This is a genomic window from Virgibacillus sp., assembly GCF_013393565.1.
Classification (GTDB): domain Bacteria; phylum Bacillota; class Bacilli; order Bacillales; family Amphibacillaceae; genus Virgibacillus; species Virgibacillus dokdonensis.
Genome location: NZ_JABXHF010000033.1, coordinates 1 through 12932, shown reverse-complemented (window position 1 = coordinate 12932; position 12932 = coordinate 1). Strand labels below are relative to the sequence as shown.

The following is a 12932-nucleotide window of genomic DNA, read 5'->3' as shown; positions in this document are numbered from 1 at the left end:
TGCAGTAGGAATGTCTTGCTACCTCCTACTGCAACACTAGCATCCACAAAGGCATCTATGATTCTATACTGGATAAATACGTCTCCCCTAAAACTTCTTTCATGTGATATTGATTTGTAGGCAGCTCTTTTTTTACAAAATCAGGGAAATCAGTCGGAGATAAATCATACATTTCCTCAACTTCCTTCGCGAATAAGAGCTTGTCCTCCTGCAACAAAGTGGGTAGGGATGGTCGGCTCTCTGCTTTTAAATCCTCCACACCTATCACTTTCTGTAATCCAGCAATATAGTTATTCAGCTCTCTAGCACCTACTATTTTAACTCCTTTATTTTCTTCATTCATCATAATGATTGTAGGGAAACCTCTGACACCTAACCTTGCTGCAAGCTGAAAATCTTCATTCAATAACTGTTGCGCACGAGCAGACCCAGCTTCATCAACGATTGTTCCTCCATCCAATCCCATTCTATTTACAATGTCAACAAGCACAGAGCGTTCAGAAACCGTTTGATTAAACGCAAATACAGCTTCTCGAACTCGACGCAGATATACTTCCGCTAATGCTTCACTCTGTTTTTGAATGACTTTATACACACGGGAAGGAGGGTAGGAAGATTGAACAGGGTTATCGTACCAAAGTGTACCGTCAATTGGCATTCGACTATGCTCACCAACTTCTTTCCAATGTAAAGCTACATCTTCCGACTTAGAAATGCCATTCTTATGGTCGCCAAACCCTTCCCATTTTTCCAATAACCCTCCCATTACAACTCGAACATTAACATACGAACCATATTGCTTCACAAATCTGCGAAGAACAGGTTCTAATGCCCAACAGTGTGAACAGATAGGATCCGTCACATAGTACAAATCTATTGAATTATCCGGTTGGTCGAAATCCATCATTTCCATTTCTTTGTCTTCAACCTCACCGCACACGCCCGTCTCCAAATCACAGATCATTTGATCCTTGTTTGACATATTTGAAAACCTCCTCGTTTTAAAAACTATCTATGAACATTTTCCTCAACTCTTGAAGGTACGTTAGTTGCTTTCTATTCGTATTGTAGTACATAATTTAATTCATTAGTATCGATATTTCGTTGGATATGTTGCTTATCCAACACTATTAATAAATCGTTGAAAAAGAGGAGGAAAAATATATGAGTAATCCAAACACAGATCCTCGAATGCGTCGGACACGAAAATTAATTATGGATTCTTTCATCACGCTTTCTAATAAAAAAGAATTTAAAGATATCACAGTTACGGATATTACGAATGAAGCAACTATTAATCGAGCTACTTTTTATTATCATTTTGAAGATAAGTTTGATCTGTTGGCGCAGGCTTTAGAAGAGGGATTAATAACAAATATAACTTTTGATTTAAGTGATTATGAAGAAATCAATGAAGATATGATTATTAGTACTTTTATTGCTATTACTAACTTTTGGGATTCATTGGCTCACCGCTGCCAATCAGGCTATGAGGATACCATATCTCGTATCATTATAGATAAGTTAACGAACATATTTTATCTCATATTATTAAAGCAGCACTCCATTTCTGAAAGTTCCGCCTTAAAAAGCACAGCCATCATGCTAAGCTGGGGTATGTATGGTGTTTCTATTGAATGGCGAACAAACAGTCAGCAATCGAGAAAAGAATTTATTCAACTAATCATTCCTTACATTCTCCATGGGGTTAACAAAAAGCAATAAGATGGAAAATATATGGTTTATCTCCTAAAATAACGGGACGTGTTTAATGCATGCTGGGAAGATATATGTCGCACCTATGAAAGGTGCGTGGATTGAAATAAAACAAGCCACTTTCCAAATTACAACCGAGCCGAACAATATAAATGTTCGGCTCAGTCTAGTTCTATCAACAATTAAAAGTGGTTAAGCCTCACCTGCTTCAGCATTACATTTCCATTAAAAACCTTTTTAGGTACAATTTCATAAAAACATATTGAAACCCACACCCTATCTAAATCGTAATAAACATAAATAGAAAAGAAGATATTTCTACTGCATTTATAATCTTATTTAGAAAACTATCTTATAAAAGACTGCAAAGGAAGGGTTTATTTTGTACAAAAACATAGAAGAACCGAAACGAAAAATTTCACCATACGCTATTAATGTATGGCGGATTACAAACACAATCGGACATACTATATTTCTCCTTATCTTAGTCGTTTTACTTATCATGGACTCCCACTTTGCTTGGTATAGCTGGATTAGTTACATATTATGGGGCTTACTAGGTTTTACGATTATCTCTGCTGTTTGGAGTATAGTTTTTGAACCGACATTACTACAAAAATATTGGCGGTATGGTTTGAATAAGGAATTTGTCCAATTAAAGCACGGAAGATGGAATTTGGCACACCAAGTTATCCCTATGACAAAAATTCAATATGTTAGCCTACAACAAGGACCCATTTTACGAAAATATGGACTATCAAGTATCTCCATTGGTACAATGGCTTCCACTCATGAAATTCCTGCTATACAAGAGGACGAAGCAAAGGCTATTCGAAATGAAATTGCTGAACTTGCCAAAGTGAAGGAAGTGGAGAACTAATGGATCAAAAAAAGCGCATGCACCCCATGATGATGCCCGTATCATTTTTTGCATCATTAAAGGACATTTTCTTCGTATTTATTATTTTATTTGTACTTAACTATTCCTCCGAAGCAACGTGGGTAGAAATTGGTAGAATCTTATTTTTTGTCTACCTAATTTATGAGTTTGTGTCGGTTATTGTAACGTGGTGGCGTACTACATATAGCATCAATGAAAGCTTCATTGAAATCGAGCAAGGCCTTTTCACACGTAAACATCATCAAATTCCGTATGATCGGATTCAAAATGTCCAAACAAATACCCCGTTTTATTTACGACCATTTCATCTAACAACGCTGACGTTAGAAACGGGAGCAGAAGATGAGGATTCATCCTTCACTTTTACAGCCATTACGAAGGACGAAGCTCAACAAATTGAATATGTTTTAGACCATTACACGAAACAGAAAACTTCGGATGCAATAGACACAAATATAATAGAAACAGAAACAGACGAAGCCCAAGCCATGACAAAAGAAGAAAAAAATGTCCACTTTAATCCCACTAAAAAAGTCATTTTAAAAGCTTCTGTTTTATCATTTAGCTATTTATTGCTTATCCCTGTACTAGCATCAATGTTTAGTAATATTGACGAAGTATATGATCTATCCGCAACGGGAAATAAGATTATTCAATTTGTAAAGGACTCTTGGTTTTGGATTGGTGCTTTAATCATCCTATTTATTATCGTTGCAATTTGCTTTGGAATAATGCGTACTTACTTAAAATATGGTCGTTATGAAATCTCATCTGATCATGAGCGGATTTATATTCGTAAAGGTGTATTAAACGAACAACACTTTTCCATTCGTAAACAAAATGTGCAAGCCGTTCATATTAAACAATCATTGTTAAAACGCATGCTTAAAATAGCTGAAGTAAAGCTAATTAGCGCTGGTGGGGTTGATCTTTCAGGGGAAGAAGTAAATTCCCTTTATCCATTTTTACCAATTCATCGCGCATATACGATCATTGAAGAAATACTACCTGAATTCGCAGTACAAACAAATATGGAATCACTCCCGAAGAAATCGTTAGTAGCGCGAATGTGTCAAACACCTGTACTTTGGGTCATCGGCACCATTATTATTGTTATTTTCTTTCCAACATGGTGGCCTGTATCGATAATTTTGTTTCTATTTACGATCGTGTCACGCTTACTAGATTATTATTTCACTCACTTTTTAATTCATGGGGAAACATTGCAAGTCCGTACAGGAGGCTTCTTCATGACAACAAGCATTACAACGCGAGAAAAAATCATTGAATTTAAGCTAGAACAAAATTTTATTCAAAAACGTTTTGACCTAGCAAATATGGAAACAGCAAATCGAAGCAAACCTGTTCATACCACTCCCTTATATAACATACCTATGCAGATGACACAACGTGCGTTTATCTGGTATACAGGACGAAACCCGAGAATAGAAGGAGGATTGGATGGAGAATAAAATTTATTGAGAATAATTTTTTTTCGGCTGGAAAAACATCATTAAAAACAGTCGTAATGAAAGGATTGGCGATCTAGATTTAAAAACCGCTTTTTCGACTAGTGTTACGGTGTATGATGTCCACAACAGAGAACTTGGAGAAGGGAAGTTTAAACGTTTCTTTTCTAATAGCTGGGTAGTAAGTAGCTGGAGAAATTTTAGAAATTAAAAGCAAACTGGTTTTCATTGGCAAAAAGTATACGTATTCTACAGAGAGGGGACATCAATACACCATTACTTCCCCTGTCCTGTCTAAATCATTTACAATTATAGATGAACCATATCAAGATGTGGCAGCCTTCACACGTATTAACAGTTTTTTCTCCTCTCCCGCTTATGAACTGACCAACTTAACGGACCAATTATCAACAGAAGAGTTCATTGTCGTCGTCATGGGTATGAATGCGATGGAAAAAAATCAAACCTGCATGAAAAAGATAAATTCCATGCAGGTTGTATTCTTTTTGCTATATACCATAAGCTAGTACCTTTATCCGAGCTTCTTTTCCTGTGCTACTTCTACGGTTTGTTTATACTGCTTACTAGGCGAAGCTAAATAAGCATAGATGCCTCCTAAAAAGAAGCCACCTCCGACAAGATTTCCAAGCGTAACAGGAACTAAATTATAAATCGCTCCTAATGAGGTAATGGATTCTGGGTGAGGTGCTGTTAATGCTAATGAAAAAGTGACCATATTGGCAACACTGTGCTCAAACCCTGATGCAACAAAGCCAAAAACTAATAACATCATCACTAATATTTTAGCGCCATCACCTTTAATATGCATGGGAATCCATACAGCTAAACAGACGATCAGATTACATAATATGCCTCGAAAAAATAATTCCCATATGCCTAAATCCATTTTAGCGGCAGCTGTTTTCATTAAAAATTGACTACTTTCTGTGGAAGCATACAATCCTGTTCCAACAATTAACAAGGCAAACAATATTCCACCAATCAAATTTCCACTATAACAGGCAAGCCAATTTTGCACCGTATCCTTGACTGTCGTTTGCTTCCTCATCGTACTCATCGTAAAGTACATCGTGTTACCAGTAAATAATTCAGCACCACCATAAATAATTAACACGAGGGCAACACCAAAAAAGATCGATGCCATAATCGTTGCAGCCGGAGATTGAATATCAAAATATCCTTCCGCTAGCTTAAACGATAATATTAATCCTATACCCACATATATTCCTGACAAACCCGCTCGCAGCATATATCTTATGAATGATGTATTTAATAATTCCTTCTTTTTTATAGCAAGATTCACCGCTTGCTCTATTGGCTGTCGTTCCACATGAAGTCACTCCTTTTGCATGTTTACTTTCTTTTATGTGAAAAATTTCACATTAATACTGATAGAAATATCATGTTCTTCTAGCCCATTGCTTTCCGTCAGCATGTTTGTTTAAAACAAACATAATTAGATATTAACGTATAATTCACGTAAAGAAAAGATTTTTCACATAAATGCAATAAAAAAGAGGGAGCCTTGCATGCTTTGGAAAGCAAATGACCTCTCCCTTTTTACATTGATACCTACAATTTAGAAGAAAGCCATTAAATCTCTATAGCAACTTTCCGCTAAACCGTAAAATGGTCTACTTTCCTATCGTGTAAAAAAAATCATGATAGTAAGAAAGATAAAAATCTGCTTCTGCATGCGTATTTTGAAAACTGCACGTCTTCATTCCTAGCTCTTTCGCAGGTAACAAATCAAGTTCTCTGTCTCCTATCGCCATATCGATACGGTGCTTTTGATGTAAATAAGCATAGGAAGCACTATCCGGCTTACGTGGAAATCCATCATCACTTGTAACCATATCATCAAAATAAGATGTCAAACCATGGTAGTCCAAGATGCGTTTCACGTTTTTATAATCCTTATGCGTCATAATGACATTGACATCTGCTGCCTGTAATACGCGCTCCAAACCGTCGAAAGGTTTCACTTCCTCTGGTTGAATTTGATTAACAAGACGACGCACCTCTAATTCCTGGTCTTTCGTCATATGAAAATGTGCAATGGCATGAGAAAAAGATTTTTTCAGTTGCGTATATATTTCCTCCTCTGTTGCTTCTTTTCCTATAACTTGCTGACAACATTTCGTATACATCGGATACGTATTTATCAGTGTTCCGTCAAAATCCCATAATAAGTGCATCTATTTTTCCTCATTTCTTCCTATAATGAAGCTATCTCCTATAAAGAAGATAGCTACCGATATTCTAATAGCCTTTATCAAAATGAACGGCATTCACTTTAGGTGTTTTTCCTTGAAGATATTGCTGTAAGTTAGGTAGAAAAATGTCGTCTATAACACGTTCATCATAATACTCCGTCGATCCAGCGGTATGAGGAGTTATAATCACATTTTCCATTTCCCAAAGCGGGCTGTCTTCTGGTAATGGTTCTTTAGCAAAAACATCTAAACCAGCCCCGGCTATTTCATTTGCTTGCAATGCTTTAATCAAATCCTCCTCATGAACAATAGCACCACGCCCAATATTTATCAGAAGAGCAGAATCTTTCATCTGTTCAAACTGCTTTCTTGCAAACATATGTCTCGTTTCTTCTGTTAATGGCAGTGTAATAACAATAATATCGCTCTCTGCAAGTACGTGATCTAGTTGTTCAGGCTTGTACATATCATCAACATACGCAGTAGGCTTCCCGGAATAACGCACCCCGAGCACTTTCATGCCAAATGCTTTAGCAATTTTAGCTGTTTCCTGACCAATTGCTCCAGCACCGATAATACCGATCGTCTTGTGGTGTATTTCCTGATTCAAACGTGCATGATACCAAACTTTATCTTGTTGCTGCTTCACATACGTATGAATCTTTCGGGTAAGTCCCAATATAAGCGCAAAAATGGTTTCCGAAATTGGATAAGCATGCACACCATTAGCACTTGTGACGTGAACCCCTCTTTGCTCAAGCTCTGATAATGGTAGGTTATCAATGCCCGCACTCCATGTTTGCACCCACTGCAAATTCTTGTTTTCTTCAAATACAATGGATTCCATATCTTTTTTCCAATGCAACATGATTTCAGCTTCTTTTATATCGTCCTGCACGTCATCCAACGCTTTATTTGCAACAATTTTCCAATCTGGCAATGCCTGCTGAATTCTTTGCACATGTGCTTCTTTTACATCTACATTCATTACTAATGTCCGCTTAGCCATCCTATCCTCCCTTTCTAAATACACGCTGGTTTTGCTCTTATTAGAAAAACATGGATTGTCGGCAAAGACTTATGGAAAAAGCTCGTCCAATCTATTTATGACAGTTTCCTATACTTTAAGTCTTGGCGTTTAAATGCTTTTCCTACAGTAGAAACCGAGATTTTAAATGTTGTTCCGTATTAGATCTTCCTTACACCCTCCTCCTAAATGAGTTGGCTTTATCGTTGGGAAAACATCTGTAATGTCCCTTTTTTAAAATTCGGTTCCTGTTGTACGGAGCTTTCAGGAAAAATAAATGTCCACGGCATGCTGCACTTGGCAGGAACGATTAATCGCTTATCAGAAAAAACTTCCGTGGCAATAAGCTTATTTGCTTCGTAATACGTTAATTTCCCTCCACAGAGAACCCAGTCCGTTTCCAAACCATTTTGAATGAGCACAGTTACAAGCAAATCGTTACGATGATTACGCGCTTGGCTTAATATAAAAAACGATTGCCTCGATTCTTTCATTTCCTTTACTTGTTCAAAAACTTTTTCTATTTCTTCCCGATCTCTAGCATCGATTGTCTTTTCCCATGCAGCCTCAAAAAGTAAACGTTGCATCTTTTCACCTCGTCTATGCTTAGTATACCATCTGTCATCTTTCTTGTGTGCATATTCATCTATATCTCTACTACTCCTAAATAAAAAACTTTTCAGAAAAGATTAGCTTGATCAGAGATTTTTATACATTTCCGTCGTGTAAAAATAAAATAGTGGTACAAGCTACATACTATGAATACAATAGTATGGAAATATACATAGCTGTTTTCTCCATGATGCGCCATCCATTCATTTTAAAAGAAGGTGAACGAATGAATTTCTTTAGCTATATCTTATTAGGAATTTCTCTCTCTGCGCCCGTTGGACCAATAAACGCGGCACAATTAAATAAAGGGATGAATCACGGTTTTATCCATGCTTGGTTAGTTGGGCTCGGTGGAATGATTGGCGATCTAGTTTTTATGTTGCTCATTTACTTTGGCGTGGCGCAATTTTTAACGACGCCACTCATGAAGACCTTCCTCTGGCTATTTGGTTTTTTCATTCTTGTTTATACCGGAATAGAAAGTATCGTCAGCGCAAAAAAATCATTACACATTCATCGTTCTTCTCGACAAACATCAAAATTCAAATCATTTCGCGCAGGTTTTCTACTTGCTATTTCTAATCCGTTAAACATTATTTTCTGGCTAGGTATTTACGGCGCTGTATTGGCAAAAACAAGTGATTTATATAGTAATTTCCAGCTAATTATATATAGTAGTGGTATTTTTCTTGGTATTCTTATTTGGGATTTGGTGATGGCGAGTGTAGCTACTTCTTTTCGCAAATTTTTTCATGCAAAAGTGCAGTATATCATTACCGTTGGAGCTGGGATCATGCTTATCGGCTTTGGCGTCTATTTCGGATACGAGGCTTTCCTGCTGTTAACAAAGTGATATTTTACTTAACTCCTAACTTCATCATGCGTATAGGCAAGCACCTAATATGCCCTTTTTTCATACGTTACCACTAGAAAGGGGAAGTGAAAAATGGGTGCATTATATGAGAAACACTCACTTGATGAGGAAATAACCAATTTGCCACTATGGAAGCAGCAAGCCTATCAGACCTTCACCAGTATGCTTATAGATACGAATACGTACCCTTGCGTTCCTGCAAGACAAGGTTTTTTAGACAATCAGCTTCGTTTCTGCTTCGTATCCGATCCACGTGAAACGAGCGCTTCAGAAGAGCTAGCAACTGCATTAAAAACTTATGGCAATCATGCTAGAAGCTTTGGCAACTACACGTCATTGGCCGTGTTCTTTGAGACACCAGAGGATATGATTCGCAATTATTCCGTAGAAGATTATCGCAATTTGTTTTGGAATGCTTTGAATCAAGTTACTGCTTATGATGAACAACCGTGGCCAGAAGCAATTCCACAAGAACCTGAACACCATGAGTGGGAATTTTGTTTTGCTGGCGAGCCTTACTTTGCTTTTTGTGCTACCCCTGCACATCGAAAAAGGAAAAGCCGCTATTTTCCTTATTTTATGATAGCATTTCAGCCACGCTGGGTATTCGAAAACCTGAATGGAAACACCACATTTGGGCGCAAAATGAAAAATATTATCCGCAAGCGTCTATTCCAGTATGACGGGATACCTGGCCACCCCGATTTAAAATGGTATGGCGAAGAGGATAACCATGAATGGAAACAATACTTCTTAAGTGACGATGATGAGAGTCCTAGCAAGTGTCCGTTTATGCGTATGAAAGAAAAAATGAGCTCGTTCTTACAATAGAAGAAGGTAATGAGAACACATGGATGGGACGCTCGCCACCTATCCATGTTGTCTTGTAGAACGAGACAAGAAGGTAGCTAAAGCAATGAAACAAATAAAAACAAAGCTGACGAAAAAACCAATTCTACTCGTTTTCTCCACCCATGTACCAGATACAGCTATGGTGATGAGTAGCATTCCAATGAGCGGCTTTATTTTTTGCCACCCTGTCTGTTTCTTTTGTTTTAAGAAAGTAGCTAATATAAACATCCAATTATAGAGTAACATTAACCCAGCAGCAGTCGTCACATATTCAAATAAGCGCTCTGGTAACACAAGCGCAATAATAACGGATACCACCAACCCACCTGTCGTGCATAAAAATGCTGGCCAAGGCACATTCCATTTCCCATGATGCTGAAAAATAGAAGGGGCATGGTGGTCTTCTGCTAACGAAACTAAAATCGTGAGGACTGCAAATAGTGCTGCAACCATCGTAGAAAAGCCCGCAATAATGAAGACCCCGGTAAAAATATCTGTGACATAAGGAATGGAGAATGGTTTAAGCGCTGTAATAAACGGACTTTCATTCGCATGGATCGTTTGCCATGATACAAGTACGAGAATGAGACTAATGGATATAATATAAATAGCAGTGAGTGCGATCATCATTACCCTTCCAGCTTTGGGAGCCTCTTTCGGTTTTTTTAAATCAATAACTAGTAACCCCATTACCTCCACACCACCGAACGCATAAAAAGCATAAATCAATGCATGCCAAACACCGGTTGGTCCTTCTGAAAATAGGTTTGTTTTGTTGAAGGAAGGGATTAAACTTTCTCCTCCTGCAAATGTCACTAATAGAAACACCGCTACGAAAATAAACATAAGGATGGCAGCTGTTTTCATTACGCCAAATAAGCCTTCTATTTTTTCAAACCCTTTCATACCGGTTAAAATGACTAGTAACCCTAGCGCGCCATATATGGCACAAAGCAGCCATAAAGAAACATTGGGAAACCAGAATTGTGTAAATATCCCTAAGGCGATAAGTTGGCTACCCATAATTAGAATTTCTGAAAAAGCATACACCCACCCATTACTAAAACCTGCCCAACTGCCAAATGCTTTTTGAGAATAGTAGCGAAATGATCCTTTATTTGGATCATCCACCGACATACTCGCCAAAGAATCGTAGACGATAAACGTTCCTGCTGCCGCTAAGACAAATGCCACTATAACCGCAGGACCACTGTTTTTAATCGCCATACTACTTCCAAGGAAAAAGCCTGTTCCAATGGTACATCCCACACCTAATAAAGACAGCTGCCACCAGTTCATTTGCCCTTTTTTCATGTTGCTTATTTACGAACCAGAGGCAGCGTCATACAACGGATACCTCCGCCAGCTTTTTCTAATTCGGAAACGTCAACTTCTATAAAGCGTTTATTCTTTAATTTGGGATGGGATTTTAACATTTGCTTATGTGCTTGTTTACTAATTAATAATGTATCTGGGTTTATATTAAGAAAGTTAATATCAGGTATCGTCTCATATTTGTCCAACCAATATACGTCAAACCCATGACGATGCAAAAACTTCTCTGTCATGTCATAGCCCTTTACACCTTCTTCATTGACAACTTGCACTGGCAAATAATACATATAGTTTTTAGCAATGACGACATCCTCTGCCGCCACATTACAATTCATATCTAAATGAAGCGTGTCTGCCCGTCTTGGCAAACTAATCAGTCCAATTTCTGTAAATCCTGCTTGAAAAATATGTCCCATCATTTGTTCCACACTCTCCAAGCTTGTACGCATACCAATATTAATAAAAACAGCATTTGCATTTAGAATGAGGACATCTCCATATTCTAATGCCTTTACACCTTTCGTGACTCCTTTAGTAAAAGTTTCTGGAAACCAGTTTTCCAAAAGTTTATGAACGTGATCATATTCTGCTCGACGCATAAACGTCCCTGCGATCCCCGGGAGTATCGTGTTTCCAAATACACATGCCAAGTCACGTACAAAAAAACGATTAATTAATTGCTCATTTAATTGCCTCGTGACCAGATCCAAGTACAAAGCATAATCAATTACCTGAACACCTTCCTGTTTCAAAACAGATATAAGTGAATGATGATTTTCCATTGCTACATCCTGTTGAACTGGAGCATTCCATTGTACATTCTCTGCCACTTGTAGACTTGGAATACTTTGCACGGAGGGAGAACAAACAAGCACTGTTTGTAATGCACCATGCTCTGACCAGCAGCTAGGTTGGTCTAATCGCACTATGAACACCGCCCTTTTTGCGTTATGATTATATGTTTGCCAATAAATAAAAGGTTATGTGTACGATAAAAAAATTTAAATACATGAAAATAAATAAACAGGAAAATCTATGAAGGAAAATACACAATCAAGGAGGAATTCATTATGCACAACATGAATCAGCAAGGTAACCAGCAACAACCTGGATCGATGCCAAATCAGCAAAACACCAATCATGGAGGTCATGAATTATTTGATGCACATGAAATCATTGCGGGAATAATTAGTATGCTTGACCAATACCAAATGTATGATCAACATATACAAGACCCTGAGTTAAAAGAGATTTTACAACGACAAACCGCTTTCGTCACGCAAGCTTACAACACGATTGTGCAAACATTTCAAACCGGACAAGACCCCGCTGTGCCAACACAACAATATGAGATGCAGCAAGATAATAATGTCGTTTATGGCATAACCCCTGGCCAACCAAAAAAACCGAACGCATCAATTAACGACTTATCTGATCAAGGTCTATCTGCTTACATGCTCGGAAATACAAAATCTTTAAGCTCACTACTTGCTATGACAGCTACGGAAATGACAAATCCTGTACTACGTCGCGTCATTGCAGATACCGTTCCAAACTTTATCGAAATGAGCTATGAAATCTTTCTATATCAAAACAAACATGGCTACTATCAAGTCCCACAGCTAGCACCACAAGACATGCAGCATATGTTAAACAGCTATACGATCGTGCAGCAAGGTAATCAATTACATTAACAGCATATACAAATCATACTGACGAAACTTCTGGGTGTCGCGAGCGATTTACGCGCGGGGGCGAGCGAGGTCTCGACGAACTCGGGCGAATCGAGTAGAGGGAAAAGTTAAGTAACTTTTCACCCCTCTCACACCACCGTACGTACCGTTCGGTATACGGCGGTTCAATAGTTTGAGTGTACGAACTGGTATTGTAGAGCGATGTCTTTATATCC

13 protein-coding genes are annotated in these 12932 nt (G+C 37.9%); 6 read left to right on the top strand and 7 right to left on the bottom strand.

Translation table 11 applies throughout. The features are described from left to right. Positions 1–55: 55 nt before the first annotated feature. Complete coding sequence (locus HLX49_RS08790) at positions 56–982, bottom strand: DsbA family protein (RefSeq protein ID WP_296361319.1); 927 nt, start codon at positions 980–982, stop codon at positions 56–58. A 182-nt stretch (positions 983–1164) separates the two neighbouring features. Here HLX49_RS08790 and HLX49_RS08785 point away from each other — a divergent pair, with 182 nt between their 5' ends. The 3 genes from HLX49_RS08785 (at position 1165) to HLX49_RS08775 (ending at position 4089) form a co-directional block, all read left to right on the top strand. Beyond that, a complete protein-coding gene (locus HLX49_RS08785; protein ID WP_296361318.1) occupies positions 1165–1725 on the top strand; it encodes a TetR/AcrR family transcriptional regulator in 561 nt (186 codons plus the stop codon). Positions 1726–2098: 373 nt separating this feature from the next. After that, complete coding sequence (locus HLX49_RS08780) at positions 2099–2596, top strand: PH domain-containing protein (protein ID WP_101933203.1); 498 nt, start codon at positions 2099–2101, stop codon at positions 2594–2596. After that, positions 2596–4089, top strand: coding sequence for a PH domain-containing protein (locus HLX49_RS08775; protein ID WP_296361315.1), 1494 nt, complete (start codon positions 2596–2598; stop codon positions 4087–4089). The genes HLX49_RS08780 and HLX49_RS08775 overlap by 1 nt, the downstream gene beginning before the upstream one ends. 529 nt (positions 4090–4618) lie before the next feature. Here the strand turns inward: HLX49_RS08775 and HLX49_RS08770 are convergent. From HLX49_RS08770 to HLX49_RS08755, 4 genes are all read right to left on the bottom strand, one after another. Continuing rightward, positions 4619–5437: a formate/nitrite transporter family protein gene (locus tag HLX49_RS08770; protein WP_296361313.1), complete on the bottom strand. Its 819-nt coding sequence runs from the start codon at positions 5435–5437 to the stop codon at positions 4619–4621. A gap of 304 nt (positions 5438–5741) precedes the next feature. Then, positions 5742–6305, bottom strand: coding sequence for an HAD-IA family hydrolase (locus tag HLX49_RS08765; RefSeq protein ID WP_101933201.1), 564 nt, complete (start codon positions 6303–6305; stop codon positions 5742–5744). Positions 6306–6369: 64 nt separating this feature from the next. After that, positions 6370–7332 (bottom strand): D-2-hydroxyacid dehydrogenase, encoded by a 963-nt coding sequence (locus tag HLX49_RS08760; protein WP_101933200.1) that lies wholly within the window; start codon positions 7330–7332, stop codon positions 6370–6372. Between the two features lie 218 nt (positions 7333–7550). Next, the gene (locus tag HLX49_RS08755) at positions 7551–7937 is read right to left on the bottom strand and encodes an SLAP domain-containing protein (RefSeq protein WP_296361311.1); all 387 of its coding nucleotides are present in this window, start codon (positions 7935–7937) and stop codon (positions 7551–7553) included. A 251-nt stretch (positions 7938–8188) separates the two neighbouring features. Here HLX49_RS08755 and HLX49_RS08750 point away from each other — a divergent pair, with 251 nt between their 5' ends. Both HLX49_RS08750 and HLX49_RS08745 read left to right on the top strand, forming a co-directional pair. Continuing rightward, a complete protein-coding gene (locus HLX49_RS08750) occupies positions 8189–8815 on the top strand; it encodes a LysE family translocator (RefSeq protein ID WP_073008462.1) in 627 nt (208 codons plus the stop codon). A 93-nt stretch (positions 8816–8908) separates the two neighbouring features. Further along, positions 8909–9667 (top strand): YqcI/YcgG family protein, encoded by a 759-nt coding sequence (locus tag HLX49_RS08745; RefSeq protein ID WP_077701828.1) that lies wholly within the window; start codon positions 8909–8911, stop codon positions 9665–9667. Positions 9668–9706: 39 nt separating this feature from the next. Here the strand turns inward: HLX49_RS08745 and HLX49_RS08740 are convergent, their stop codons facing one another. Next, a complete protein-coding gene (locus HLX49_RS08740; protein ID WP_237342816.1) occupies positions 9707–10987 on the bottom strand; it encodes an amino acid permease in 1281 nt (426 codons plus the stop codon). A gap of 20 nt (positions 10988–11007) precedes the next feature. Then, complete coding sequence (locus HLX49_RS08735) at positions 11008–11949, bottom strand: arginine deiminase family protein (protein WP_077701830.1); 942 nt, start codon at positions 11947–11949, stop codon at positions 11008–11010. 144 nt (positions 11950–12093) lie between these two features. Here HLX49_RS08735 and HLX49_RS08730 point away from each other — a divergent pair, with 144 nt between their 5' ends. After that, positions 12094–12717 carry a spore coat protein gene (locus HLX49_RS08730; RefSeq protein ID WP_101933198.1) on the top strand — a complete coding sequence of 208 codons (624 nt, stop codon included), beginning with the start codon at positions 12094–12096 and terminating at the stop codon, positions 12715–12717. Positions 12718–12932: the final 215 nt, after the last annotated feature.

Excerpts from the sequence above, each read along its gene's own strand:
- HLX49_RS08790 (WP_296361319.1), bottom strand. The coding sequence starts at position 982 with ATGTCAAACAAGGATCAAATGATCTGTGATTTGGAGACGGGCGTGTGC.
- HLX49_RS08785 (WP_296361318.1), top strand. The coding sequence starts at position 1,165 with ATGAGTAATCCAAACACAGATCCTCGAATGCGTCGGACACGAAAATTA.
- HLX49_RS08755 (WP_296361311.1), bottom strand. The coding sequence starts at position 7,937 with ATGCAACGTTTACTTTTTGAGGCTGCATGGGAAAAGACAATCGATGCT.
- HLX49_RS08750 (WP_073008462.1), top strand. The coding sequence starts at position 8,189 with ATGAATTTCTTTAGCTATATCTTATTAGGAATTTCTCTCTCTGCGCCC.
- HLX49_RS08765 (WP_101933201.1), bottom strand. The coding sequence starts at position 6,305 with ATGCACTTATTATGGGATTTTGACGGAACACTGATAAATACGTATCCG.
- HLX49_RS08730 (WP_101933198.1), top strand. The coding sequence starts at position 12,094 with ATGCACAACATGAATCAGCAAGGTAACCAGCAACAACCTGGATCGATG.
- HLX49_RS08760 (WP_101933200.1), bottom strand. The coding sequence starts at position 7,332 with ATGGCTAAGCGGACATTAGTAATGAATGTAGATGTAAAAGAAGCACAT.
- HLX49_RS08740 (WP_237342816.1), bottom strand. The coding sequence starts at position 10,987 with ATGAACTGGTGGCAGCTGTCTTTATTAGGTGTGGGATGTACCATTGGA.
- HLX49_RS08775 (WP_296361315.1), top strand. The coding sequence starts at position 2,596 with ATGGATCAAAAAAAGCGCATGCACCCCATGATGATGCCCGTATCATTT.
- HLX49_RS08745 (WP_077701828.1), top strand. The coding sequence starts at position 8,909 with ATGGGTGCATTATATGAGAAACACTCACTTGATGAGGAAATAACCAAT.